Origin of the sequence: Demequina flava (assembly GCF_000975035.1) — a bacterium.
Lineage (GTDB): Bacteria > Actinomycetota > Actinomycetes > Actinomycetales > Demequinaceae > Demequina > Demequina flava.
Genome location: NZ_BBRA01000002.1, coordinates 596909 through 620407, shown reverse-complemented (window position 1 = coordinate 620407; position 23499 = coordinate 596909). Strand labels below are relative to the sequence as shown.

The following is a 23499-nucleotide window of genomic DNA, read 5'->3' as shown; positions in this document are numbered from 1 at the left end:
TGAATGCTCTGCCGTGACTCACCTTGAGTCACCTACGCTCAAGTTTACATAACGCGTATCGAATTGCGCAAGGGTGCACCCGCGAACGGGGGGAGGGGTGCTGGGTACGCTCAGGTGCTGATGTGGACTGGATGGACTTAGTCCGCCAGGACTAGCGCAGTGCGCGCTCGATCTTCCCGAGGACCTGGAAAGCCATCGACCGCTTGCGCAGTTGGTTCACCGAGCCTGCAATGGTCAGGTCCCGTGATGGGTCGTGAAAGAGCACGGCACCGCTGGCGCCGGAGTGGCCAATGAAGGGCGGCATGGGGCTAAACGGCGACATGGCGCGGGGGAGGCGAAAGCGCATGGTGCCGAGCGAATACTCAAGGGGGAAGAACATGCGGCGCCAGTTAGTCGTGGCTCTTTCGAGGAGTCCCTGGGAGAACAGTTGACCGCCCATGTACGCACGCAAGAAGCGGATCTGCTCCACAGTGGTGGACACCATCCCGCCGTCGGCTTGAAACGAGGCCATGGCGAGCGGCCTCGCGAATGCGGACTTGCCGTCCGTGATGGCTGCGATGTCGTCAAAGCGCTCGAGGTGCTCGGTGCCGAACACGAACGTCTGCGTGAGGCCCAGCGGCGAACAGATACGCTGCTGCACGGCGGTCGCGTACGGCCCGTCGATGCCTTCGATGATGAGCTGCAGCAGTTGGAAGTTGGTGTCCGAATAGTGAGCCTTGGACGTGTCCCCGGGCGTCGCCACGGCATCGCGTCCGCGCACGCTGTCGATCGCCTCCAGCGGCGTCCACCCCACGTCCTCGCGGCGGATTCTCGCCAGCATCGTGTCCGTGCCCCGCGGTGCGGTCTCGAAGTAATCGGGGATGCCGGAGGTGTGGCCCAGGAGGTCCGCCACCGTGACCGGTGGCGAGCTTGTCGCGAAACCAGGCACGCCTTCTGTGACAGAGCCTTCGAGGAGGTCCTGTGCTGGGGTTGTCAGGGCGTAGTGTCCCTCATCAATGTGCTGGAACACGATGGCCGTAGTCGCCAACTTCGTGATCGATGCGACGAAGTACTGCTCGGGTGCGCCGTCGTCGAGAAACGACCATTGGAGCCCCGGCATCTGGACCTCGAAGCGCACCTGCGAGGTGAGGGAGCGGTGGCTGGTCGCAAGGGCGATATCGTCGAGTGCGCGGAGCGTCTGTGTGTTTGTCACACAGTGACTGTGCCCGCCGTGCGGGCAGTCGCGCATCGGCCGCGAGAGTGAGCCGCATCCTCCTGGCGGGCGATTAGCAAATATCGCCAGCCATAGTGTAGAGTTTTATCTCGCGCCAGCCCCCAGTGAAGGTGGCTTTGGCAGCTAGGGCCCCGTTGTGTAGCGGCCTAGCACGCCGCCCTCTCAAGGCGGTAGCGCGGGTTCGAATCCCGTCGGGGCTACGGATGGACTCCTCACCGAGTACGGTGGGGAGTTTTTTCGTATCCAGACCTTTCCTGTTCCGGTCTCAGTAGGACATTTGCGTCACTTTTGACGCGCAGACGTACACAGGCGTCCTACTGGGGAGGCGCCAGCGCAGTCACATCCGCGACGGTGGCCAACCGCGCTCGCCATTGCTCCACCAGACCCACTGGGGGAGTACCGCACGCGGGATCTTCCGCCGGTCGGCGCGGCCTGCGCCGCGCGATCTGGTCGTAGACGCCGTCGCGCACGCGCCTGGGCACAATCACTATGGCGCCGCCCGCACGCCACGGCCATCCGAGCCCGACGAGCACGGTCCTCACAGCATCGGCCCTAGTCCGCGGACCGTCAGCAGTGGCAACCACCAGCGTCGAGTCGGCAATCTCCTGCCGCAACCCCATCGACTCCAACGCAGCACGCCCCACCTCTCCGGCGCTCCCCGCAATCAGAAACCGCGCCTCGCGGTCGCGTCGGATGAGCCACGCCACGAAGCCGTTGCACAGACCGCAGTCGCCGTCGAAGACGACGATCGGGGAGGGGCGCTTAGCAGGCATCTTTCCACTCTAAGTGGTTCGAAAGTGAGAGATGGTCGCACTGGAAGGGCGCGCACCGATCGGTCTAGAAATTGATAACGATGGTGCCTGAGTCGACTGTTCTTGTTGAGTCTCACAACAAATCCGCGATGAAAGTTCGCGAATCGGACATGGTGCACCGGCGTGGTTGTGAAGTCCCATGATTCGCAGATTCGTCCTCGACCGGCGGTCAACCCCCAGCCGTAGACGAAACTCCTGGTTAAGGCATAAAGTTGCCCGGTCCCACGTTGCTTCAGCGACGGGGATTCCTCGTTTCAGGGTCTTACCTGAACGCTTGTGTCGCGTCGTGAAGACGCCCGCGCCGCACAGCACTCCAATCTGAAGGCACACACCTGTGCCGCAATTCCTGGGAGGGAAACCATGGCTAACGCAGCCGACTCAATGAAGCAGGTCCTCGACATCGACGGTGCAATCGGCGCCGCGCTGGTGGACTACGACAGCGGGATGACGCTTGCGACCCAGGGATCGGGCCTCGACCTCGAACTGGCTGCAGCCGGTAACACGGAGGTCGTGCGCGCCAAGATGCGTGTCATGGATTCGCTCGGCCTCGACGACAAGATCGAGGACATTCTCATCACCCTCGGAAGCCAGATTCACCTCATCCGCTTGGTCACCGCCCCGAACGGTCACGGCCTTTTCATCTATGTCGCGCTTGAGCGTTCACGTTCCAACCTGGCAATGGCTCGCCGTCAGCTGCAGGCTGTCGAGCAGGCCCTCGAGGTCTAAGGGCGCCACGGAGGCACGGGGCGGTCCGGAGACGTGCCGCCCCGCCGCCGTGTGACCCGTCGACACTATGAGCGATGTGAAGAAGGTCGTCATCGCTGGGCCTTTTGGCGCAGGCAAGACGACATTTGTGACCACTGCCTGTACTGATGCATTGGGATTTGAACGAGCAGTGTCTGACGAGACGTCACGGCTCAAGGAGCAGACAACGGTCGCGCTCGACCACGGCACCACGCGAATTCGTGTCGACAGCTCGGAGTACCTTGTGACCTTGTTCGGGACCCCCGGGCAAGAGCGGTTTAGTTTCATGTGGCCGATCCTGGGGCACGGCATGGCAGGTTACGTCATTGTGGTTGACGCCAGCAGACTGCAGTCTCAAGCTCAGGCCCGCGGAATTCTGAAGCGCTTTCAATCCTTCGCGCCCGATGTGCCGTATGTCCTAGCCGTGAACCGCTGGGATCGCACGGCTGTATCAGCGGCCGACCTTGCGACCTCGCTCGGCGTGCCCGAGCAAAGCCTTGTGGAGTGCGATCCGAGGCTCATGTCAGACACCTCGCGCGCATTGCGGGCCGTGGTCGGACACGCACTTCGTCCCGCGGCCACTTCGGTATCGAACCCTGGCTCGACCACAACCCCGTCCGGGGGAGGACACTCATGATCATTCCCAAACACGGCCTCCTGGTGGCCGCGCGCTTGAAGCGAAGTGTCACCGGGATTGAGCGCGTCATCATTTCCCGCACAGACGGCATCGCTCTGTACGACGATGTCCCGCTTGCCGCGCGGGACGGTGCGGCCGCACTGACGGCGGCCACCGTCGGTCTTGCCGCGACCGCCACAAGTAGCTTCGCCCTCGGCGCCGCGAGGCTCGCCGTGCTCGAAGGAGAGGCTGGCAGTCTCGTGATCGCGCCCGTTGACGCGGGCCACCTGCTCGCCGTGGTTCTTGGCGCCGACGTGCCGGTGGGCGATGCGGTGCGTGAGGTAGTCCAGCGCGAATCTGAGTGGCTTCGGTCCATGTCGGGCATGGCGCGGGTGGCAAGTTGATCGACCGGCAACACGTCGAGTCCTTAGTTGCGCCTTTGCGCGAATGTGACGACGTCGAGCGCGTGATTGTCGCCACCGCGGACGGGATTGCGTACGTCGACGACGCCACGCTCGTTGACCGTGAACGAGGTGCAGCCTCGGTTGCTTCGTTGATGGGAGTCGTGGAACTTACCGCCCGCAGTCTTGGAGTCGCTGATCTGCAAGGCGCCGTGATCCATGGCCGCGAGCACGAAATCATCTCGCGAACCGTCGCTGAAGCATTCCTCATCGTGGTGGTGGCGCGCCGCGGCGACGGGCGAGACAGCGTGTACCGGGAACTTCGCCGCGCAGCTGCGGCGATGGAGAACCTGGTGTCGGAGCGAGCCGCGCACTGAGACAGAGATCAGGCCCGGCGGGGGCATCCTCCCGCCGGGCCTGACCCTTCTCTAGCGAGCGACCCTCACCCGGTCATCTCGCAGGCCTGGCCGTTGAGCCAGAACTGTTCGGGCGGCGCGTCGGACAGGCTGCCCGGCGACCCGATGAACCCGATCGTGGTGCGATTGCCCGGCTGGAGGGTGCCGTTCCATCGCTTGCCTTCAGCGGTGACCCAAGCACCGTCCTGCGACCAGGTGGCGCTCCACGCTTGGCGCGTCACGGCATCGTCCGCGGGGAAGGCCCACGTGAGCTGCCAGTCGGTGATCGCCTCGTCCGAGATGTTTTCTACCCACACTTGGGTGTTGAACCCCTTGGGCCATGACCCGTGAACGGTGTAGCTGACTGAGCAGGGCTCCACGATCCCGGCGCCCTGGTCGTAGTCGGCGAGCCAGGAGGCAACCCACGACAGCGCGGAGTTCCAGTTCACGGTGATCTCATTCGTGGACCAGGACTCGATGTGGTCGATGTAGCACTGCTGCGCCGAGCAGTCCTTGTCCGGGTACGTCGCGGTGATGACGGGGTCCCAGGTGCCGATGTCGGCATTGGGTCCACCGGCAACCGAACCGGACGGCGGATTCGGCAGAGTCTCGTCGAGTTGGTTCGTGAACCAGCGGCTGTGCTGATTCATGCTCGTCACATCGCCGTAGTCGGTCACGTAGGACCAGTTGAGCGCGTTGCGGCCCAGCAGGTAGTCCATCGACTCGACGACCGCGTCCGCATACTTGCCGTCGCCCGTGAGATCGAAGGCACTTCCCAGAACTACCTGGTTGTTGAGAACCGAGGCGTTCGATCCCCACACAAACCCGTCGTCAGGTAGCGCCAGCCCAAACGCTTGGCTCGACTGCTCGGCAACCACGGCATCGGCCCCCGAAAGGACCTGCTCCGTGATCGCGTCGCGGTCTGTGAAGGAGTTCGGCACGGCCGCGAGGTTAAGTTTCGCGATCGCGTCCAACTGGTCCCAGCTGAATCCGCTGGTCGGGAACGAGTCCGCCTCGTGGATCTCGGAGGCGAGCAGGAAGTCCTCGTACTGGTCTTCGCCAGTGGTGAGGAACAGCTCTGCGGCCGCCCAGTAGAACTCATCGGACACGTCCGAGTCGTCGTAGGGACCGCCTCCGTCAGCGCCGTCGGCCGCCGGTGCGTACAGGTCCGGCGTGCCCTGGGCTGCCACGAAGGTCTCACGCGCCGCCGTGAGCAGCTCGTTGGCGAAGTCCTCGTCGTACGGCGCGAACAGGCGTGCGCCCTGCGCCGCGGTGGCCGACAGGTTGAGCGTCGCCGCCGTAGACGGACGGTGGAGTTCGCGTACCTGAGGGTCGTCCGCAGGCATGAGCGGAAGGCCCGTCCAGCCGTCGTCGTGGACCTTGTGGTGCACCAGTCCCTCGAACTGCGCGCCCGCGGGAACTCGCATCTTGAGCATGAACTCGAGTTCCCACCGGGCCTCGTCGAGGACGTCCGGTACGCCGTTGGCAGCTTCCGGCACGTTGAGCGTGCCATCGGCCAGGGCATCGAGGTCGGCCGATGCTGCGGTCTTGGTCCGCTCATAGGTTCCGAGCAGTTGGGCGGTCGAGATGCCGCCGTTGACGACGTACTTGCCGTGGTCGCCGGCGTCGTACCAGCCGCCCACCACGTCAAGCGTGTAGTCGCACGGCTCCCATCCGTAGGAGTCGGTGTAGACGCGAGCAGAATCCGCTGCGTTTTGGCATCCCACTCCCAGGTCGCCCTGGTTGGTCGCGTCGCCGCCGGCCTGTGAGACGTGACCCGCATCGCGGGCGTATTCCTCGCCAACAATGTCGCCGTCGATCTCAATGCCGGAGCGTGCGAGGTAGAAGTAGTTCAGCGCGTCGGTGCGGAGGTCTTCGTAGGCTTCCGTGCCGATCTCGAACTCGTAAGAGGTCTCGCCGTCAGCACTCAGCGTGTAGGTGCCGGGGCTCGTGACATCGGAAAAGTCGATGCCGTGTGTGTTCAGGCCCGCGGACTCGTCAACGCCTTGCACCGCGGTGAGGCCGGATGCGGCCTCACCGCCGTCGGATTCGAGGGCCCACGACACTGGCTCGGCGGCGTCGGTCACGAGGGTCGCGTTCTTGGGGCCGTGGATCAGGTATCCCACCTGGTTGACGCGTACGCGGGGGCCGGTTTCTGGCTCGTACGGTTCCGCCTCGGCACCACCGACGTAGGAGACGTTGTCTGTGCAGAACTCCCATTCGTCAGCGTTTCCGCCCACCTGGAAGGCCATGCGAGGATCGACCGGCTCGTCCGTGATCGTCACGTCGACGGTGTGGGTGGTGAGTTCCTCCGACCCTGCCGCCTCGATGACGCCGTAGGGCGTGTAGCTGCCGCCTTCTTGTTGCACGTGCCCGCGGATGGGTCCTGCGCCGGAGGAGTCAAAGCTGAAGGTGTAGGGGCCGGTCGTGAGTTCGAGATCTTGGAAGAGCGCGACGTCCCATGGGTTCGCGGTGCCTGCCGGGACCGTTGCGCAGAACACGCCTTCTTCGGTGACGCGAGCGGTGCCGTCTTCGAATCCGTAGTGTGTCCAGCCGTCGAGGCCATCATCGAAGCCTCCGTTGGAAATTTGTTCGACAAGCGCGGTGACAGCGACGTTGTCGATGCAGACCTCTCGTGGGACGCCGTCGAGGTGGCTCACGTCGACGATGATCTTTGCTGGGTCCGCATCTGCGTCCGCTGTGAACGGGATCTCGACGGAACTTTCGGCGTCGGCGTCGACCATGACCTCGGCGTGGGCGACAGAGTCGCTGGGGCCGGACACGACCTTGACCTGAACCTCGCCGGTCGAGTCGAGGTCGAGCGTTGCGACGTTGTCGCCAGCGCTCAAGGGAAAGCTGGCGCCGAGGCCGCCGGCGCCAGTGCCGTCGCCGGTTGAGGTGCCGCAGAGTTGGCCATCGACGACCTGATGGCCGTCGGCGAGGCCCCAACTCCAGAAGCTACCGGCGTCCTCGGTGAAGTCTTGATTGGCGAGGTCGGCCGATGCTGGCGCGAGGGCGATCGTAGAAATGAGTAAGCCTCCGGCGCTGATTCCGGCGATGCGGGAAATCGTGGTGCGTTTCACGTGTTGCTCTCCTTTGAGCCTTCGGTGGGGGATTGCACATGCTGCTCCGCTGGGGTTGTCAGAGCAGTGTGAGCCGAACGTAACACGAAACGATTCGATGCGGGAGAAGTGCGCGTTAACATCGTTTCGATCGTGCCTATACCTGGGGTTATGGAATGCCCTTAAGGTGCGGCTTGGACAGATTTTCTCAGCCGAATGCCCCACTCGAAGGCTTTCTGCTCCTCGCCCGGGAGTAACATCGCGGCAGGCTTTTTGGTGTGGGGCCGCATCGTCACGGTGAACTGATGGCGACGGTCGATCTCTCGGTAGCCGAGCGTCCGCAGATGCCGCTCGATCGTGGTCGCCGCGCCACGGCCCAGCGGACCAGCGATGCGCGTCTCGAACGCCGCAAACGCAATATGCCCGGCGGGGAGGGATTCGAGCCACATCTCAAGCCTGGGATGGGTCGTGTCTGCAGGGATTTCGTCGGGGTCCGTGTTCCTTGCCGCTGCCGTAGCGCGGGACCGTTCTGTTGGAAGGTTGAGCCCGTGCACCGGAGCTCCCGCTACGAGTAACGCGAGGGTCTGAACCAGTCCAGGAGTTGCCTCGTCGGTAGTGAGTGCCCGTGCGCTGTCTCCATATCCAGACGCGATGGCGTGCGCGATTGCAGCAGTATTGCCCCACATTGACTCAAAGACGATCGCGGCATCCATATTCTTGGTCTACGCGCGCGGGCTCAATGTTGCAAGGGACTAACGTCCTGCCACTACTGTTCGGTGCGTCTGAGCACGTCGCTCAGCTGGCGCGCGGCATCGACGACGGCCGTCGCGTGCTCGCCTGCGGGGTGTGCGGTGAGTCGCTCAATGGGGCCGGAAATCGACACGGCGGCAATGACCGTGCCGGCGGTGCCCCACACGGGTGCAGACACGGAGGACACGCCTGACTCGCGCTCTCCCGCGCTTTCCGCGTAGCCGCGCTCGCGCAGGCGTTCGAGGTCGCTGGCGGAAAACGCAGAGCCGGACAGTGCTGCGTGCATCCGCTCGGGCTCGGCCCAGGCGAGGAGCACCTGCGCGGCGGATCCTGCGTGCATTGTCATGGTCGTGCCAACGGGAATGGAGTCGCGCAATCCCACGGGGCGGTCCACGGCCGCGATGCAGATGCGCTGATCTCCATGCGGGCGGTACAGCTGGCTGGATTCTCCGGTGCGGTCGCGCAGCGTGGTGAGGACGGGCAGTGCCGCGGACACGAGGCGGTCTTCGCCAACCGATGCTGCGAGCTGCGCGAAGCGCGGTCCCAGCACGAATGCCCCGGTAGAGTCCCGGCCCACGAGGTGATGGTGCTCGAGCGCTAGCGCGAGGCGGTGCACAGTGGGGCGCGCCAAGTGCGTCTCGGCAACGAGCTCCGCAAGGGTCGCGGGCCCGTTTTCGAGAACAGAAAGTATCGCTGCGGTCTTGTCCACCACGCCAACGCCGCTATGATTGTCCATAGAGCGATACTAGCGTCTCGTATCGTGAGATGCGAACATTCGGAGGTAATCATGGGAACCACGCTCGCGGAGAAGCTGTGGGCCAGTCACCTGGTCCACAAGGGTGAGGGCGGCGCGCCCGACCTCATCTACATCGATCTGCACATGTGTCACGAAGTCACCAGCCCGCAGGCCTTCGAGGGCTTGCGCCTCGCTGGTCGCCAGGTCCGCCGTCCCGATCTCACGATCGCGACCGAGGATCACAACACCCCCACGCTGGACATCGATAAGCCGATTGCGGACCTCACCAGCCGCACGCAGATCGACACGCTGCGCAACAACGCCAAGGAGTTCGGCGTCCGCATCCACTCACTGGGCGACGCGGACCAGGGCGTCGTGCACGTCGTGGGCCCGCAGCTTGGTCTGACCATGCCGGGCATGACGGTCGTCTGCGGTGACTCGCACACGTCGACCCACGGCGCCTTCGGCGCGCTTGCCTTCGGTATCGGTACCTCCGAGGTCGAGCACGTGCTCGCCACGCAGACGCTGCCCCTCAAGGCGTTCAAGACCATGGCGATCAACGTCAACGGCGACCTGCCTGAGGGCACCACGGCGAAGGACATCATCCTCGCCGTGATCGCCAAGATCGGCACCGGCGGCGGCCAGGGCTACGTCCTGGAGTACCGGGGTGACGCCATCAAGTCGCTGTCGATGGAAGCACGCATGACCGTGTGCAACATGTCGATTGAGGCTGGCGCCCGCGCCGGTCTGATTGCCCCCGACGAGACCACCTTCGAGTACGTCAAGGGCCGCCCCCACGCCCCCGAGGGTGCCGACTGGGACGCCGCAGTCGAGGACTGGAAGACCCTCGTCACGGACGACGACGCCGTGTTTGACACGGAAGTCAACCTCGAAGCATCGGACCTCGAGCCCTTCGTGACCTGGGGAACCAACCCGGGCCAGGGCCTGCCGATTAGCGCTAACGTGCCCAACCCCGAAGACATCGCGGATGCCGACCAGCGCGAGGCCGCCGAGAACGCCCTGAAGTACATGGGCCTCACCGCGGGTCAGCCGCTCAAGGAACTCGAGATTGACACCGTGTTCCTGGGATCGTGCACCAACGGTCGTATCGAGGACCTGCGCGCCGCTGCGGAAATCATTCAGGGCCGTACCAAGGCTCCCAACACCCGCTTCCTCGTGGTGCCCGGCTCCGCCCGGGTGCGCCTCCAGGCAGAGGACGAGGGCTTGGACCAGATCTTCATCGACTTCGGTGCCGAATGGCGCAACGCCGGTTGTTCGATGTGCCTGGGCATGAACCCTGATCAGCTCAAGCCGCAGGAGCGCAGCGCGTCCACCTCGAACCGTAACTTCGAGGGCCGCCAGGGCAAGGGTGGACGTACCCACCTGGTCAGCCCGCTTGTCGCGGCAGCCACCGCCGTGCGCGGCACCCTGTCCAGCCCCGCCGACCTGGAAGACGCTGACGTACTCGTCGGCGCCTCCGCGTAAAGGAGACACCGCCATGGAGAAGTTCACCACTCACACCGGCGTCGGCGTCCCGCTGCGCCGCTCCAACGTCGACACCGACCAGATCATCCCCGCCGTCTACCTCAAACGCGTCACTCGCACGGGCTTCGAGGACGCTCTCTTCGCTGCCTGGCGCGGCGACGAGAACTTCATTCTCAACCAGGACGCGTACAAGGCTGGCTCCGTGCTGGTTGCGGGTCCCGACTTCGGTACCGGCTCCTCCCGCGAGCACGCCGTGTGGGCCCTCAAGGACTATGGCTTCAAGGTCGTCATCGCCTCGCGCTTTGCTGACATCTTCCGCGGCAACTCCGGCAAGCAGGGACTGCTCGCCGCTGAGGTGCAGCAGGGCGACATCGAGCTGCTGTGGAAGGCCATGGAGGCCGAGCCCGGCAAGGAGCTCACGGTGTCCCTCGAGGACCGCACCGTCACCTGCGGCGACATCACGGTGCCGTTCGAGATCGACGACTACGTGCGCTGGCGCCTCATGGAAGGTTTGGACGACATCGGCCTGACCCTCCAGAATGAGGAAGACATCACGGCGTTCGAGGCCACTCGTGCATCCTGGCGTCCCAAGACCCTCCCGGCCAAGACCGAGCCCAAGCAGGAAGTCGTGGCCGCCCGCCCCGCCAAGTAATTCGACAGGAGCTCATCACGAGCCACCCCACGTCACAGCGACGCCGCGTCGCCCGACCGCTACCGCATCGGGCCGCGGCGTCGCTTGCGTTGCCCGCGATCGCGTCCAACATCGCGGTGCCCCTTGCGGGCCTGGTCGACACGGCCGCACTGGGCCACTTCGCAACCGCCACGGACATCGGCGCCGTCGGCTTGGGTGCAGCAGTTATTTCGACGTTGTTTTGGATTTTCGCCTTCCTGCGCACCGGCACCACGTCGCTCGTGGGCCGGTCCTTGGGTAGGGCCGAGCTGCAAGGTGCAGTGCGTCACGTCCAGCGAGCCTTCGGGCTGGCCTTGGCAATGGCGGCGGTGTGGCTGGTGGTGATGTGGGTCGTGGTGCCTGGCATCCTGCACATTCTTGCCCCGGAAGGCCCGGCCAGGGACGCCGCGATCGCGTACACGCTAATCCGGGGACTCAGCCTTCCCGCACTGCTGATGACGCTCGTCGTGTCCGGCTACTTCATCGGCTCCAAGAACACCCGCATTCCGCTGGTGATTGCCACTACGCAGGCGCTCACGAACATCGTGCTCGACCTCATCCTTGTCGGCGGACTCGGCATGGGTGCTCAGGGGGCGGCATGGGGCACGTTTGGCTCCGAGCTCGTTGGGGCCGGGCTGGCTCTCACGTTGTTGTGGCGACATCTGAGCGAGTCGCAGCGGGCCACTTTTAGGGACTGGCGCGACCGCACGCTCCGGCACGGCTGGGGGACCCTGCTCAAGTTCAACGGTGCGCTCATGGGCCGCACGGCGCTGCTGACCGGTGTCGTGACGTTCGTGGCCTCCGTTGGGTCCTACTTTGGGCCCGAGGTGCTCGCCGCCAACGCGATCATGCTCCAGTTGATGAACCTCGCCTCCTACGCGCTCGACGGGTACGCAAATGCCGCGGAGGCTCTCGTGGCGCACTCGGCGGGAGCCGGCGACGTGCCGCAATTCCACGCCGCCGTCATTGCCACAGCGATTCCGATGGCCGTGATCGGCGTGGGGATGACCGCCGTGTACTGGCTTGGCCGAGGAGTCATCTTGACGTTGTTGACGGACTTGCCGGAGGTCCGCGCCACGGCTCTTGAGTACTGGCCCTGGATTGCACTGCTCCCTCTGCTGTCGTGGGGGGCGTACTGGCTGGACGGCGTCTTCCTCGGTGCGGGCCAAGCGGGGCTGATGTTTGGTGCGATGGCTGTGTCGGTCTTGGGCGTCTTCCTGCCGATGCTGCTCATCGGCGCGATGGTCGGCGGAGGCCTCACCAATGGCCTCGTGTGGACCAGTTTCCTCGCGCTCAACGTCGTACGTCAGGTGTCCCTCGGCGCGCTCTATCCCCGGTTGACGCGCAAGGTCGCGCTGTCGGTCTAAAGGCCAACTGAACCGAGCATCGGCCCTGCAAAATGTCCGCAGGCGCGGTGAGCGACGTGGCATGCTGGGTCGCATGACACAGACGGCCGATGCCAGGGTCACCCCGTCGCTCGACCTCACCCAGGGTCGCGATTGGGCGCGGCTCAGCGCAGCGTTCTTGGTGTGCGCGGCAGCTGTCGTCCTGTTTGCCATCCACGCCCGGCCCGAGGGGTATATCCCGCTCGTGGCCGGAGTCGCCCTGGGGCTGTGGGCGGACCGTGAACTGGGCAAAGACTTGGTGCTCATCGCGCTGGGCCAAGCCATCATCTCGACCATCTCCCTTGAAGCAGATCTGACCAACGCGGGCATCGCGCGATTCACTGTGGCGCTGTCGCTGGCGGTCCTGGTGCCTTGGGCGCTCGCACGGTGGGTACTGGGGCACGGGGGAGTGAAGTTTCCCGTGCGGACTGGGCGCCAGTGGACGCGCGCACAGTGGTGGTACCTCGGGATCGTGATTGTCGCGGGCTACCTGCTGCTGCCGTTCTACTTCATTGGCTCAGGCGCCTATATGAACTGGCCAGACCTGTCCGGAGACACGGATGTGGCCAGGCTGTTCGTCGGCGTGAATGCGGTGGGGATCTGGGACGAGCTGTTCTTCATCTGCGTGGTCTTCGCGCTCTTGTGTCGCCACTTCCCGCTGTGGTGGGCGAACGGGCTGCAGACCCTCGTCTTTGTGTCGTTCCTATGGGAACTCGGCTACCGCGAGTGGGCGCCGGTATTCACGATTCCGTTCGCGCTGATTCAAGGATGGCTCTTCGCAAAGTGGAAGTCGTTCTCCTATGTGGTGACGGTCCACTTGTTGTTTGACGCTGTGGTGTTCGCGGCGCTGGTGCACGCGCGCCACCCCGAGATGTTCGACATCTTCATCACTGCTCCGTGAGGCGAGGCGCCGCTGGTTGCGCGGCGCCTCGCACGGTCAGGACAGGTTGAGGCCGTGGCCGAAACGGAACAGCGGGTCTTCGGTGTCAAAGGGCACATCGGGGCGCGAGGCCTCGATGGCCGCCGTGGACCGCGGCAGGTCGAACGGAAGCGTTCCGCGCACCTCCGATTGGCCGCACAGGACGTCCAGCAAGCACGATCCCTCGGTGCCCCAGTTCGCCGTCGTGGCGTGTGCGACGTTGACGACGGGTTCGATGATCGCCGGGCGGTCCAGCGCGAAGTCGACCACGGTGGGGACCGCGGCGGCGATCTCTTGGATGTGATCCACGACGTCCTGCGCGAATTCGAGCGAGCCGGCGTGGAAGAAGTTCTCGAACACGGTTGCGCGCTCGTCGAAGGGGGCGTGCAGGCGCACGATCGCGACGTCAGCTTGTGCCGGATTGGCCACAACCTCGCCGTAGGCTGACGCCGTTTCCTCGTCGATTCCCTCGACGTAGATGCGCTTTCCGCGTTGCAAGGGGAGCGTGCCGTCGTTTGTCAGCACGGTGACGGAGTCGCGCTGTGCCTGCCGACCTTCGGCGCGGAAATGGGCGCTGCCGACGACCTGCTCGGCGGCGTCCTCGTCCACGTAGGGGTTGTCGAAGAGTCCAAGCTCGAACTTTTCGCGCAGGATGCGGCGTGCGGAGACATTGATGCGTGTCTGCGAGACATCACCGCTAGTTACGAGGTCGACCAAGGTCTCCACGCACTTCTCGCCGCCGAACTGGTCAGCGCCGGCGTCAAGGATCTTTTTCATGCGTGCACGTGGACTCAGGTGCTCAACGCCCCAAGCGCGCGCCGGGAAGGGCTCGCCCATGACGGAAGTGTCGGTGATCAGGCCCCAGTCGGTGCACACGAGCCCATCGAAACCAAAGCGCTCACGCAGGAGGCCCGTGATGACGGACTTGTTGAAGCCAAAGCCGACTTCCTCGTGCTCGGTGCCCATTGGGATGCCGTAGTACGGCATCATCTGGCGCGTTCCCGCTTCAATGGCCGTCTCGAAAGGAGCCAGGTGGTGATCGAAGTGGTCGCCAGGGTAGACCTGCTCCTTGCCATACGCGAAGTGGGGATCCTCGCCATCCTTCTGAGGACCACCGCCGGGGAAGTGCTTCGTCATGGTTGACACAGACCCGGGTCCAAACGTCTCGCCCTGGAAGCCACGGATGTACGCCGCCGCGAGACGGCCCGTGAGGTCCGCGTCTTCGCCAAAGGTGGCGACCTGACGAGACCAGCGGGGCTCGGTTGCCAGGTCAATCTGTGGGTGGAGCGAGACGCGCAATCCCACCGCGGTGTACTCCTGGCGGGCAATCTCCGCGAAGCGCTCCACGCGTTCCTCGTCGCCAATGGCGGCAAGACCCAGGGTCTCCGGCCACTGCGAGAACGGCCCGGCCATGATGGCGGCACCTGGGTTGTCGGTGAACGAGTGACGCGGGTCAGTCGACACGGTCACGGGGATGCCGAGCCGAGTTTCCGCAGCGATTCTTTGCAGCGCGTTATGCCACTGCGCAAGTTCCCGCGCTGTGGGCGCCGCGCCGAGCAGGTTGACGTGCGTGATGTGCATGTCAGTCACGAGGTCGCGTCCGCTCGGTAGATTGAACGCGGGGTCCCCCTCTTCAAGGGCGTGGGCTGCCGTCATCGTGTGGAAGAAGAGGCCCGCCTTCTCCTCGATCGTCATCTCCCCTAGGAGAAGCTCAATGCGCTCCTCAATGGGGAGGGTGCCGTCGAGCCATGGCCGGGTCTGTGATTGCTGAGTCGTGGTCATGCTGATCTCCCGAGGTCTAGCGCGATCCGGCTACTTGACGCCCTTGATGCGGTACACGAGGACCGATCCGGCGAGTGCGACCAGTGCGCCGAACACGTACCAAGTCTCGTAGCCGCCCAATGCGGTGGTCGCACCGAATGCGATGACCGCCGGGGCCATAGCGGGGGCGATCGACTGGGGGAGGGCGTTAGCGATGTTGAGCACGCCGAGGTCCTTGGCGATGTCGTCGCGGTTCGGAAGGACCTGGGTCGCGAGGGCAAGGTCAACGGAGAAGAAGCAACCGGCACCCAGACCGATGATCGCCTGACCGAAGATGAGAACTGGGACCGATGGGGCGAACGCCAGGATCAGCAGCCCGATGACCATCACCATTCCGGCAGCAGCGACGAACGGACGGCGCTTTCCGATCTTGTCCGACAGGTAGCCGCCCAGCGGGCTCGACACTGCCATGCAGGCCATGGCCGCGACGTTGGAGGCCAAGATGATGGCAATGGTTTCTTGCTCGTTCAGACCAAACTTGTCGCCGAGGTAGAAGGGCAGGAACGTGGCGATACCGGCATAGCCGAACATGATCATGAACTTGGTCAGCCATGTCCACCCAAAGTCGCGGTGCTTGACGGGGTTGAAGACGAAGGACCCAAAGAACTGCTTGGCCGTAAAACGCTCAGCAGGGGCGTGGTCGAGCTTGCGGTCCTTGAGGTAGATCACAAAGAGTCCCGACGCGATGACCGCGATGACTGCCGGGACGACGAAGCGCTCGAAATCCCCGGGCAGGAAGTTGACGAGGAAGCTTCCGGCGAGGATCGCCATCGGGGTCATGAGGCCCACGATGCCGCCGACGCGTCCGCGGTCGTTCTCGGGAACCTGGTCGGGGAGGGTGGCCTGGGCTGCCGCGAGGACGGCGTTGTAGGAAGCCTGAACCAGGCACCACGCGATCAGCACAACCCAGACGGACGTCGCGACGCCGATGAGTGCGAACGCCCCTAGGCCAACGATGGTGCCGCCAAGGATCCACGGGCGGCGCATTCCCCACCGTGAGGTGGTGCGGTCGGACAGGCGTCCGGCCAGCGGGTTTGCGAACAGTGCGAAGAGTGCGCCCACGCCCAACACGAGGCCGAGTGCCGAGGTGGCCTCTTCGCGGCTCGCCGTGATGTGTTCGATCTTGAAAGCCATCGACACCATGACGGGAGTCATCAGTGCAATGAAGACACCAAAGTTGACGCCCGAAAGTGCGAGTGCGAAGCCGCGTGGCGTTCTGATGGGCTGGGGTGTGGACAAACTGTCCGTGGCTGCTGATGACGTCTCTGTCATGGTTTCCTCTCGAAGCCTGACGCACTGGTGCATCTCCGCTGATGCGGCGTCTGGCAACGAATGTACATCAAAATAGAACGAGTGGAAACTTAAACTCGAACAAGTGGAAGTTGACGGTAGGGTGTGGACATGGCACCGACGTCAGTTACGCAGACCGAACGCGGCGCTCCGCGGCCCGGAGCGCGTGCGCAGGCGTCGGAACAGACGCGGCAAACCATCGTGGAAAGTGCCAGCGAGCTCTTCGCGTCCCGCGGTTACCGATCGGTGTCGCTGAGGGACGTTGCGGCCCAGGCAGGCATCTCCCACACGGGACTCCGCCGTCACTTCGCGACTAAGGACGCGCTGCTCGCATCGGTCATCGAACATCTGCAGAAGCCAATATTCGCGAGATTTGGCGGAAGCGCGGAGAGTCTTCGGGTCGAGCATCTCTCCGACCTTGCGCGCATTAACGACAAAATCGTCGGCTACCTGCCGCTGTTCGCGGCGCTCATCGGGGAGTCCGTATCGCCGGAGCATCCCACGCACGGTTACATGAAGACCAGGTACGCCACCTTGCGCACTGACGAGGTCATCGACGTCACCGGGCTGGGCCGGGCGATCGCAGACGGCCGCGACCTGCACGACGAACACGTGCGCACCTTCGCGGCATGGGACGGCCTGCAGCTGCTGGCGCAGTACCTCCCTGAGCGGGTGTCGGTTCCCGACGCTCTGGACGCCCACGAGGCAGTCCTATCTCGAGAGCGTGGCGCGGGAGAGTACGGACCGCGTGCGACGACGCCGATAGCGCTTCCCGCCCTCGACGCTGGGCCCGCCGAAGACACGGCAGGCTACGCGCCTGGACGAAAGCGCCGGGCGGACATTGTGCGCGACGCGATGGCCTTGTTCTCAACCTCCGGCTACACCGACACATCCGTGAGAGACATTGCTGCGGCGGTTGGGGTGTCGGCATCGACGCTTCTTCACCACTTTGGGTCCAAGGAGGACCTGCTGGGTGAGGTTCTGGCCTACCGCGACAGTGAGGTGGGCCAGCGCGGACTGACCCAGACTCCTGTGACCGCGCTAGACCTCTTGCGCGCGAGCGTGGCGACCGCTCAAGCGAACGCGGACTCCGAAGCGGGATTGGTTGCTGTTCACGCCGTGCTGTCATGTGAGGCCGTGCCCGAGAGCCACCCCGCGCATGAGTACTTCACGACCAGGTTCACCATGGTGATTGATTCTTTCGCCGCGGTCTTTTCTGCCGCGCAGAGTGACGGACTCATGTCGCTGGACCGCGACCCCGCCTTTGAGGCGCTTTGGCTCGTGGCACTGTGGGAGGGCCTGCAGTACCAGTGGCTCTACGCACCCGACGAGATCGACGTCGCCGCTCACCTGGCTGACCACCTCGCCGATGTCGTGCCCGCCATTGCCGAAACCGACGGTGGGGTTCACGCCCAAGCCTGACCACGGCATCGGCCCTTGTGAGTGACACCCAGCCGTGCAGTAGCGTGGAGCGTAGCCGCGGTCTTGCCGCGGATTCCTCCCGTAGTCGACACCCAGGGGCCACTTCACGATGAACATTCTTGGCCTCGCAGGCCCTCCCGGATCAGGCAAGACGACCCTCGCATGGGCTCTCACGGCCCAGTGGGGACCGGGGACCGCCACCATCCCCGTCGACGGCTTCCACCTGCCGAACGCGACGCTGGAAGAGCGCGGCCTCGCTGATCGCAAGGGTGCACCTGACACATACGACGTCCCGGCTTTGATCAAGTTCTTGGAAGCGTTGCGCGATCCCAAACGCGGCGATCTCACCGCTCCCGACTATTCGCGCGAGCTGCACGAGCCGGTCGCTGACGCGATCGAGATTCCCGCCGCGATCACGACCGTGATTCTCGAGGGCAACTACCTGGGCCTTAACCGCGCTCCGTGGAATGAGGTCAGGCCGTTACTGGACCTGCTGTGGTACATCGACCAGCCGTGGCCGGTGACGAGCAAGCGCCTGATCGCGCGCCGTGTCGAGACGGGCCGTGACGTCACTGAAGCCCGGAAGTGGGTCGAGTCAGTGGACCGCGACAACGACGCACTTGTGCGCAGCAAGACCCGCAGCGTCGACCGAGTGATTACTCCGGAAGAGCTTCGCTAAGCCACCGCCGCGTGCCGAAAGATCCCAGGGAGACCCGGACAACGCGACTGGCCCAAGCCAGGTCTTGATCGAGACGAGCCACATCCAGGCCTAGCGAGGCGATGCAATGCGTGAGCGCTCCGTGAAGGACGTCCCCGGCTCCCAGGGTGTCGACGACCTCTAGTTGCTCCACCGCAACCTCGGTGACTGAAGCGCCTACTGACACGAGCATCGGCCCGGCTCCCTGCGTGATCACCGCGGCGACCGCCCCGCCTGACCGCAGTCGCGCCCACGTGGCGCTGGCGTCTCTGGGCGAATCTGGGAACGCGAAGTCCTCGGAGACCACCGCGACATCCGTCACCGCGAGGAGCTCGTCCGTGTAGGGCTTGTGCGATCCGGCATCGAGCACCACAGGGATGCCCGCCTTACGCGCCGCACGCGCGAGGGGCAGCGAGAGGTGGCGGTGATAGCCATCGATAAGGACGGCCCCGGCGCCGTCAAGGAGCGCGTGTGGGTCAAAGTCCGCTGGGGTGGGAGGCACGTCGACGGCCGATGCTGTGGGTGAGACCACGGCCCGGTCGCCTGTCGATTGGGTCACCATGATGGCGGCGGTGAGCGGCGGTCCGGTGGGGGAGTCGTCGGCGACGTGGAGCGCCACGCCGCAGTCCTCGAGGTCTGTGCGGATCACCGTGCTCAAGTGGTGCTGCGGCAAGGCCGTCACCAGGGTGGTCGCGCTCCCGCACCGCGCCGCTGTCACCGCCGCATTTGTGGCCGGACCGCCGGCCGCCATGAAGAAGTCCCGGGAGGCGACCTTTTGGTTGGACGGAGGGACGGCGTCCACGAGGTGCACCACGTCGAGGGTGGTCAATCCGGCACAGATCACCGCGGGCGAGGAACTCATGAGTCGATCCTGCCATTGTCCTGTCAGCGATATTGCGCGAGCCTTAGCGCGCCATGAGGCACGATAGTCACATGACCGATTCGATTCGCGTGACCGGTGGGCGCGCTCTGAACGGCGAGGTCCACGTCCGAGGTGCGAAGAACTTCGTATCCAAGGCGATGGTGGCTGCGCTACTGGGCTCGACCCCTTCCACACTGCGCAACGTGCCGCGCATTAGAGACGTCGAGATTGTGTCGTCGCTCTTGCGCCTGCACGGCGTGGGTGTCGACTATGACGTGGACTCGGGTGTCCTGGAAGCTGACACCAGCAAGCTCACGAGCGCGGACGCGGTGGACATCGCGCAGCACGCAGGCTCCTCGCGGATCCCGATTTTGCTCTGCGGCCCGCTGCTGCACCGCCTGGGCGCGGCCGTCATCCCTGACCTTGGCGGTTGCCGCATCGGTGACCGGCCTATCGACTTCCACCTCGAGATTCTCACCAAGTTCGGTGCCGAGGTGCGCCAAGAGGCCGATGGTCTCCACCTCACGGCCCCCAACGGGCTCAAAGGCATCAAGCACGAACTGGCATACCCGTCGGTGGGTGCGACCGAGCAGTTGCTGCTCACCGCAGTCATGGCCGAGGGCATCACGACCCTCCACAATGCCGCGGTCGAGCCCGAGATCAAGGACCTGATCGACACCCTTCAGAAGATGGGCGCCATCATCTCGGTCGACACGGACCGCTCCGTGACCATCGAGGGCGTGCCGGAGATGCGCGGGTATGACCACGTCGCGCTCACCGACCGCATCGAGGTCGGATCCTGGGCCGCCGCCGCGCTCGCGACTGGCGGAGACATCTTTGCCCGTGGTGCCCAGCAGCGGCACATGGGGAGCTTCCTCAACACGTTCCGGAAGGTCGGCGGGCAGTTCGACGTCACGCCAGACGGCATTCGCTTCTATCACCCCGGCGGCGAGCTGAAGTCGATCGCGCTGCAGACAGACGTCCACCCTGGCTTCATGACTGACTGGCAGCAGCCGCTCGTCGTGGCGCTCACGCAGTCCACGGGCCTGAGCATCGTCCACGAGACCGTCTACGAGAACCGCCTGGGCTTCACCCACGCGCTCAACCAGATGGGCGCGCAGGTTCAGTTGTTCCGCGAGTGCTTGGGAGACAAGCAGTGCCGCTTTGGCCAGCTCAACTTCAAGCACTCCGCCGTGATCTCCGGACCCACGCCGCTCAAGGCCGCCGAGATTGAGGTTCCCGACCTGCGCGGCGGCTTCTCGTACCTGATCGCCGCGCTCGCGGCCGAGGGCACCTCGACTGTCACGAACATCGGCATCATTGACCGCGGATACGAAAACTTCCGCGGCAAGCTCGCAGATTTGGGCGCGGTGATCGACTGACGTGGGCAAGCGCATCCCGGGCGGCTTCCGTGCGACAGCCGCCTTCGTCAAGCCGCCAATCCTCGCCGTCACCAAGCGCGAGTGGTCCGGCGCTGAGCACTTTCCGCGTGACCGCGGGTTCATCGCGGTGGCCAACCACGCCAGTTACGCGGACCCGTTCACGTTTGCGCACTTTCTGTACGACAACGGCTTCCCGCCGCACTTCCTTGCCAAGGCATCGCTGTTCGACATTCCCGTCGCTGGCAAGGTGCTGGCCAAGCTTGACCAGGTCCCGGTCCATCGCGGTAGCGCCAAAGCCAAGGACGCCGTCGATGCGGCCCACGAGCTCCTCGAGCGCGGCGAATCCATCGCGATCTTTCCCGAGGGAACGCTCACCAAAGACCCCAACATGTGGCCTATGAAGGGGCACACGGGCGCTGCGCGCATGGCGCTCGAAAACGACGTTCCCGTGATTCCCGTGGCGCAGTGGGGTGCCCACGAGCTCCTCGCGCCCTATGCCAAGAAGCCAGACCTGTTCCCGCGCAAGAGGATCGTTGTCCAGGCGGGCCCGCCGGTTGATCTCGATGAGTTCCGCGGGCAGAACCCCGACCTTGCCACGTTGCGTGGCGCGACCGACCGCATCATGACCACGCTGACGACTATGCTCGCTGGCATCCGCGGCGAAGAACCGCCCAGCGAACTTTTCGACCCGCGCGCCTCACGTGCTCGCGACCATGAGGGAGAGTAAATGACGAAGGCCACCGTCCTGGGAGCAGGAGCATGGGGCACGACATTCGCGGCCGTGCTCGCCGATGCCGGCACCGACGTCACTGTGTGGGGGCGCGACGAGGAAACTGCGCAGCAGATCAACGCCGAGCGCCTCAATCAGCGATTCCTCCCTGACCTGCCGCTACCCGAGGGCATCAAGGCCACGACCGACGTCGAGGCCGCACTCGCAGGGGCAGAGATTGTGGTCGTCGCACTGCCGGCGCAGAAGCTCCGCACCATCGTCGCGGAGTGGAAAGACTTGATTCCGGCCGATGCGGTGGTGGTCTCGCTCATGAAGGGCATCGAGATCGGTACGCACCTTCGTATGAGCGAAGTGCTCACCGAACTGTGGGACATCGAGCCCGAGCGCATGACGGTCGTTTCCGGTCCCAACCTTGCGCGCGAGATCGCGGCGCGCCAGCCTTGCGCCACCGTGGTGGCGGGTACCAACACCGAGGCGACGGAACTGGTCGCGGCGGCCACAGCATCGTCCTATTTCCGGCCCTACACGAACCCCGACCTTGTGGGCGTGGAACTGTGCGGCGCTTTCAAGAACGTCATCGCAGTCGGTGTGGGAGCCACGGACGGACTGGGCTTTGGTCACAACACGACCGCGACAGTCATCACCCGCGGGTTGGCGGAGATCACGCGCCTGGGTGTCGCCGTGGGCGCGAACCCCGACACGTTCTCTGGGCTCGCGGGCATGGGCGACCTCATCGCCACCTGCGCCTCGCCGCTGTCGCGCAACCACACGCTTGGTGCGCACATCGGCCGCGGACTGACCCTTGACGTCGCGATCGAGCGCACCGGCGGAACTGCTGAGGGCGTGAAGACCTCACAGTCCATTCAGGAACTCGCGCGCGCCTACGACGTCGATGTGCCGATCTGTGATGCCGTCGTGAGCATGCTTCACGAAGGCCAGCCCATCAACCAGGTCATTCGCGGCCTGCTCTCGCGCCCTCGTAAGGCTGAGGTCTCCTAATGGCCAAGGCCACCGTCGTCGTCCTCTTCGGCGGCCGCTCGTCCGAGCACGGTGTGTCCTGCGTGACCGCAGGCGGCGTGCTCGCGGCGATTGACCGCGACCGCTGGGACGTCATCGCGGTGGGCATCACCGAACAGGGGCGCTGGGTTCACGTCAGTGATGACCCTGCTCAGTGGCAGATCGTCGACGGCGCGATGCCGACCATCGACGAGTCCGGTGACACCGTGCTGTTGCCGCACCACGCAGGGGAGAAGCGCTGGCGCGTGATCGCGCCGGATAGCAAAGTCCGTGACCTCGCCGATGTCGATGTGGTCTTCCCGTTGCTCCACGGCCCGTGGGGCGAGGACGGAACGGTGCAGGGGGCCCTTGAACTCCTGGACGTGCGGTACGTCGGGTCCGGCGTCTTGGCCTCTGCTGCCGGCATGGACAAGCAGTTCATGAAGGCTGCGTTCCGCGATGCGGGCCTGCCTGTGACTCCGGACGTCACGCTACTACGTGGCGATGATGTCGCCGAGCGCATGGACGACGTGCGCGCCCTCGGTCTTCCACTGTTCGTTAAGCCTGCGCGCGCTGGATCCTCCATGGGCATCTCCAAGGTCACCGATCTCGCCAACCTCCCCGCGGCTATCGCGGCGGCCATCGAGCACGACCCCAAGGTCCTCATTGAGCAGTCTGTCGCTGGCCGGGAGATTGAGACGGCCGTTCTCGAAACCCCGGACGGTCCCGTTGCCTCGATGCCGAGCGAGATCATCACCGGCGGCGACCACGAGTTCTACGACTTTGAGGCCAAGTACCTCGACGAGGACGCCGTTGTGCTCCGCATGGCGGACGATCTCGACGCTGACACGTCCGCGAACGTGCGGGACATCGCGCTACGGGCTTTCCGTGCCGTGGGTGCCGAAGGTCTTGCGCGCTCAGACGTCTTCCTGGCGGAGGACGGGACCGTCACCGTCAACGAGATCAACACCATGCCGGGATTTACGCCTACCAGCCAGTACCCGCGGATGTGGGCCGCTGGGGGCGTGGGGTTCGAGGAGCTCGTCGCGACAATGCTCGCGACAGCGATGGCACGTCCGCTCGGACTGCGCTAACTTTTCGCGCTCAGCAC

At 64.8% G+C, this 23499-nt stretch carries 22 protein-coding genes and 1 tRNA gene; 15 read left to right on the top strand and 8 right to left on the bottom strand.

Annotation, left to right across the window (positions count from 1 at the left end):
- Positions 1 to 151 precede the first annotated feature (151 nt).
- Complete coding sequence (locus AOP74_RS11515) at positions 152 to 1192, bottom strand: serine hydrolase domain-containing protein (RefSeq protein WP_160297489.1); 1041 nt, start codon at positions 1190 to 1192, stop codon at positions 152 to 154.
- A gap of 148 nt (positions 1193 to 1340) precedes the next feature.
- Here AOP74_RS11515 and AOP74_RS11510 point away from each other — a divergent pair.
- A tRNA-Glu gene (locus tag AOP74_RS11510) sits at positions 1341 to 1413 on the top strand.
- 114 nt (positions 1414 to 1527) lie between these two features.
- On the opposite strand, the gene AOP74_RS11505 is transcribed toward AOP74_RS11510, so the two are convergent.
- Positions 1528 to 1986, bottom strand: a complete 459-nt coding sequence (locus tag AOP74_RS11505) for a thiol-disulfide oxidoreductase DCC family protein (protein WP_061962494.1) — start codon at positions 1984 to 1986, stop codon at positions 1528 to 1530.
- A gap of 399 nt (positions 1987 to 2385) precedes the next feature.
- On the opposite strand from AOP74_RS11505, the gene AOP74_RS11500 reads away from it, so the two are divergent.
- The 4 genes from AOP74_RS11500 (at position 2386) to AOP74_RS11485 (ending at position 4163) form a co-directional block, all read left to right on the top strand.
- The gene (locus tag AOP74_RS11500; protein ID WP_061962493.1) at positions 2386 to 2751 is read left to right on the top strand and encodes a hypothetical protein; all 366 of its coding nucleotides are present in this window, start codon (positions 2386 to 2388) and stop codon (positions 2749 to 2751) included.
- A 67-nt stretch (positions 2752 to 2818) separates the two neighbouring features.
- Positions 2819 to 3406 (top strand): GTP-binding protein, encoded by a 588-nt coding sequence (locus AOP74_RS11495; protein ID WP_082096308.1) that lies wholly within the window; start codon positions 2819 to 2821, stop codon positions 3404 to 3406.
- A complete protein-coding gene (locus AOP74_RS11490) occupies positions 3403 to 3789 on the top strand; it encodes a roadblock/LC7 domain-containing protein (protein WP_061962492.1) in 387 nt (128 codons plus the stop codon). The genes AOP74_RS11495 and AOP74_RS11490 overlap by 4 nt, the downstream gene beginning before the upstream one ends.
- Positions 3786 to 4163, top strand: coding sequence for a roadblock/LC7 domain-containing protein (locus tag AOP74_RS11485; protein ID WP_061962491.1), 378 nt, complete (start codon positions 3786 to 3788; stop codon positions 4161 to 4163). Before AOP74_RS11490 ends, AOP74_RS11485 begins: the two co-directional genes overlap by 4 nt.
- Positions 4164 to 4228: 65 nt before the next feature.
- Here the strand turns inward: AOP74_RS11485 and AOP74_RS11480 are convergent, their stop codons facing one another.
- The 3 genes from AOP74_RS11480 to AOP74_RS11470 all read right to left on the bottom strand — a co-directional run bounded on the left by AOP74_RS11480 (position 4229) and on the right by AOP74_RS11470 (position 8729).
- A complete protein-coding gene (locus AOP74_RS11480) occupies positions 4229 to 7264 on the bottom strand; it encodes a glycoside hydrolase family 9 protein (RefSeq protein ID WP_061962490.1) in 3036 nt (1011 codons plus the stop codon).
- Positions 7265 to 7425: 161 nt separating this feature from the next.
- Positions 7426 to 7956: a hypothetical protein gene (locus tag AOP74_RS11475; RefSeq protein ID WP_061962489.1), complete on the bottom strand. Its 531-nt coding sequence runs from the start codon at positions 7954 to 7956 to the stop codon at positions 7426 to 7428.
- A gap of 53 nt (positions 7957 to 8009) precedes the next feature.
- Positions 8010 to 8729, bottom strand: coding sequence for an IclR family transcriptional regulator (locus AOP74_RS11470; RefSeq protein WP_061962488.1), 720 nt, complete (start codon positions 8727 to 8729; stop codon positions 8010 to 8012).
- 51 nt (positions 8730 to 8780) lie between these two features.
- Between AOP74_RS11470 and leuC the strand changes: the two genes are divergently transcribed.
- The 4 genes from leuC to AOP74_RS11450 all read left to right on the top strand — a co-directional run bounded on the left by leuC (position 8781) and on the right by AOP74_RS11450 (position 13170).
- Complete coding sequence (gene leuC / locus AOP74_RS11465; protein ID WP_061962487.1) at positions 8781 to 10214, top strand: 3-isopropylmalate dehydratase large subunit; 1434 nt, start codon at positions 8781 to 8783, stop codon at positions 10212 to 10214.
- A 13-nt stretch (positions 10215 to 10227) separates the two neighbouring features.
- Positions 10228 to 10866 carry a 3-isopropylmalate dehydratase small subunit gene (gene leuD, locus AOP74_RS11460; protein WP_061962486.1) on the top strand — a complete coding sequence of 213 codons (639 nt, stop codon included), beginning with the start codon at positions 10228 to 10230 and terminating at the stop codon, positions 10864 to 10866.
- 89 nt (positions 10867 to 10955) lie between these two features.
- A complete protein-coding gene (locus AOP74_RS11455) occupies positions 10956 to 12251 on the top strand; it encodes an MATE family efflux transporter (protein WP_061962485.1) in 1296 nt (431 codons plus the stop codon).
- A gap of 73 nt (positions 12252 to 12324) precedes the next feature.
- Positions 12325 to 13170 (top strand): CPBP family intramembrane glutamic endopeptidase, encoded by an 846-nt coding sequence (locus AOP74_RS11450; RefSeq protein WP_152649280.1) that lies wholly within the window; start codon positions 12325 to 12327, stop codon positions 13168 to 13170.
- Positions 13171 to 13206: 36 nt separating this feature from the next.
- Here AOP74_RS11450 and AOP74_RS11445 read toward each other — a convergent pair whose 3' ends face one another.
- Both AOP74_RS11445 and AOP74_RS11440 read right to left on the bottom strand, forming a co-directional pair.
- On the bottom strand, positions 13207 to 14970 hold the full coding sequence (locus tag AOP74_RS11445; RefSeq protein WP_061962484.1) for a glycoside hydrolase family 3 protein: 1764 nt from the start codon (positions 14968 to 14970) through the stop codon (positions 13207 to 13209).
- A gap of 30 nt (positions 14971 to 15000) precedes the next feature.
- Positions 15001 to 16281 (bottom strand): MFS transporter, encoded by a 1281-nt coding sequence (locus AOP74_RS11440; protein ID WP_061962483.1) that lies wholly within the window; start codon positions 16279 to 16281, stop codon positions 15001 to 15003.
- Between the two features lie 129 nt (positions 16282 to 16410).
- Between AOP74_RS11440 and AOP74_RS11435 the strand changes: the two genes are divergently transcribed.
- Together AOP74_RS11435 and AOP74_RS11430 are read left to right on the top strand one after the other, a co-directional pair.
- On the top strand, positions 16411 to 17721 hold the full coding sequence (locus AOP74_RS11435) for a TetR/AcrR family transcriptional regulator (RefSeq protein WP_061962482.1): 1311 nt from the start codon (positions 16411 to 16413) through the stop codon (positions 17719 to 17721).
- Between the two features lie 109 nt (positions 17722 to 17830).
- Positions 17831 to 18400: a nucleoside/nucleotide kinase family protein gene (locus AOP74_RS11430; RefSeq protein ID WP_061962481.1), complete on the top strand. Its 570-nt coding sequence runs from the start codon at positions 17831 to 17833 to the stop codon at positions 18398 to 18400.
- Here AOP74_RS11430 and AOP74_RS11425 read toward each other — a convergent pair.
- Positions 18378 to 19280: a PfkB family carbohydrate kinase gene (locus tag AOP74_RS11425; protein WP_061962480.1), complete on the bottom strand. Its 903-nt coding sequence runs from the start codon at positions 19278 to 19280 to the stop codon at positions 18378 to 18380. The genes AOP74_RS11430 and AOP74_RS11425 overlap by 23 nt on opposite strands.
- Positions 19281 to 19351: 71 nt before the next feature.
- Here AOP74_RS11425 and murA point away from each other — a divergent pair, with 71 nt between their 5' ends.
- The 4 genes from murA to AOP74_RS11405 are packed head-to-tail and all read left to right on the top strand — an operon-like array spanning position 19352 to position 23482.
- On the top strand, positions 19352 to 20662 hold the full coding sequence (gene murA, locus AOP74_RS11420; RefSeq protein ID WP_061962479.1) for a UDP-N-acetylglucosamine 1-carboxyvinyltransferase: 1311 nt from the start codon (positions 19352 to 19354) through the stop codon (positions 20660 to 20662).
- A gap of 1 nt (position 20663) precedes the next feature.
- The gene (locus tag AOP74_RS11415) at positions 20664 to 21389 is read left to right on the top strand and encodes a lysophospholipid acyltransferase family protein (protein ID WP_061962478.1); all 726 of its coding nucleotides are present in this window, start codon (positions 20664 to 20666) and stop codon (positions 21387 to 21389) included.
- On the top strand, positions 21390 to 22391 hold the full coding sequence (locus AOP74_RS11410; RefSeq protein WP_061962477.1) for an NAD(P)H-dependent glycerol-3-phosphate dehydrogenase: 1002 nt from the start codon (positions 21390 to 21392) through the stop codon (positions 22389 to 22391).
- Positions 22391 to 23482, top strand: a complete 1092-nt coding sequence (locus AOP74_RS11405) for a D-alanine--D-alanine ligase family protein (RefSeq protein WP_061962476.1) — start codon at positions 22391 to 22393, stop codon at positions 23480 to 23482. The genes AOP74_RS11410 and AOP74_RS11405 overlap by 1 nt, the downstream gene beginning before the upstream one ends.
- The last annotated feature ends 17 nt before the right edge of the window (positions 23483 to 23499 follow it).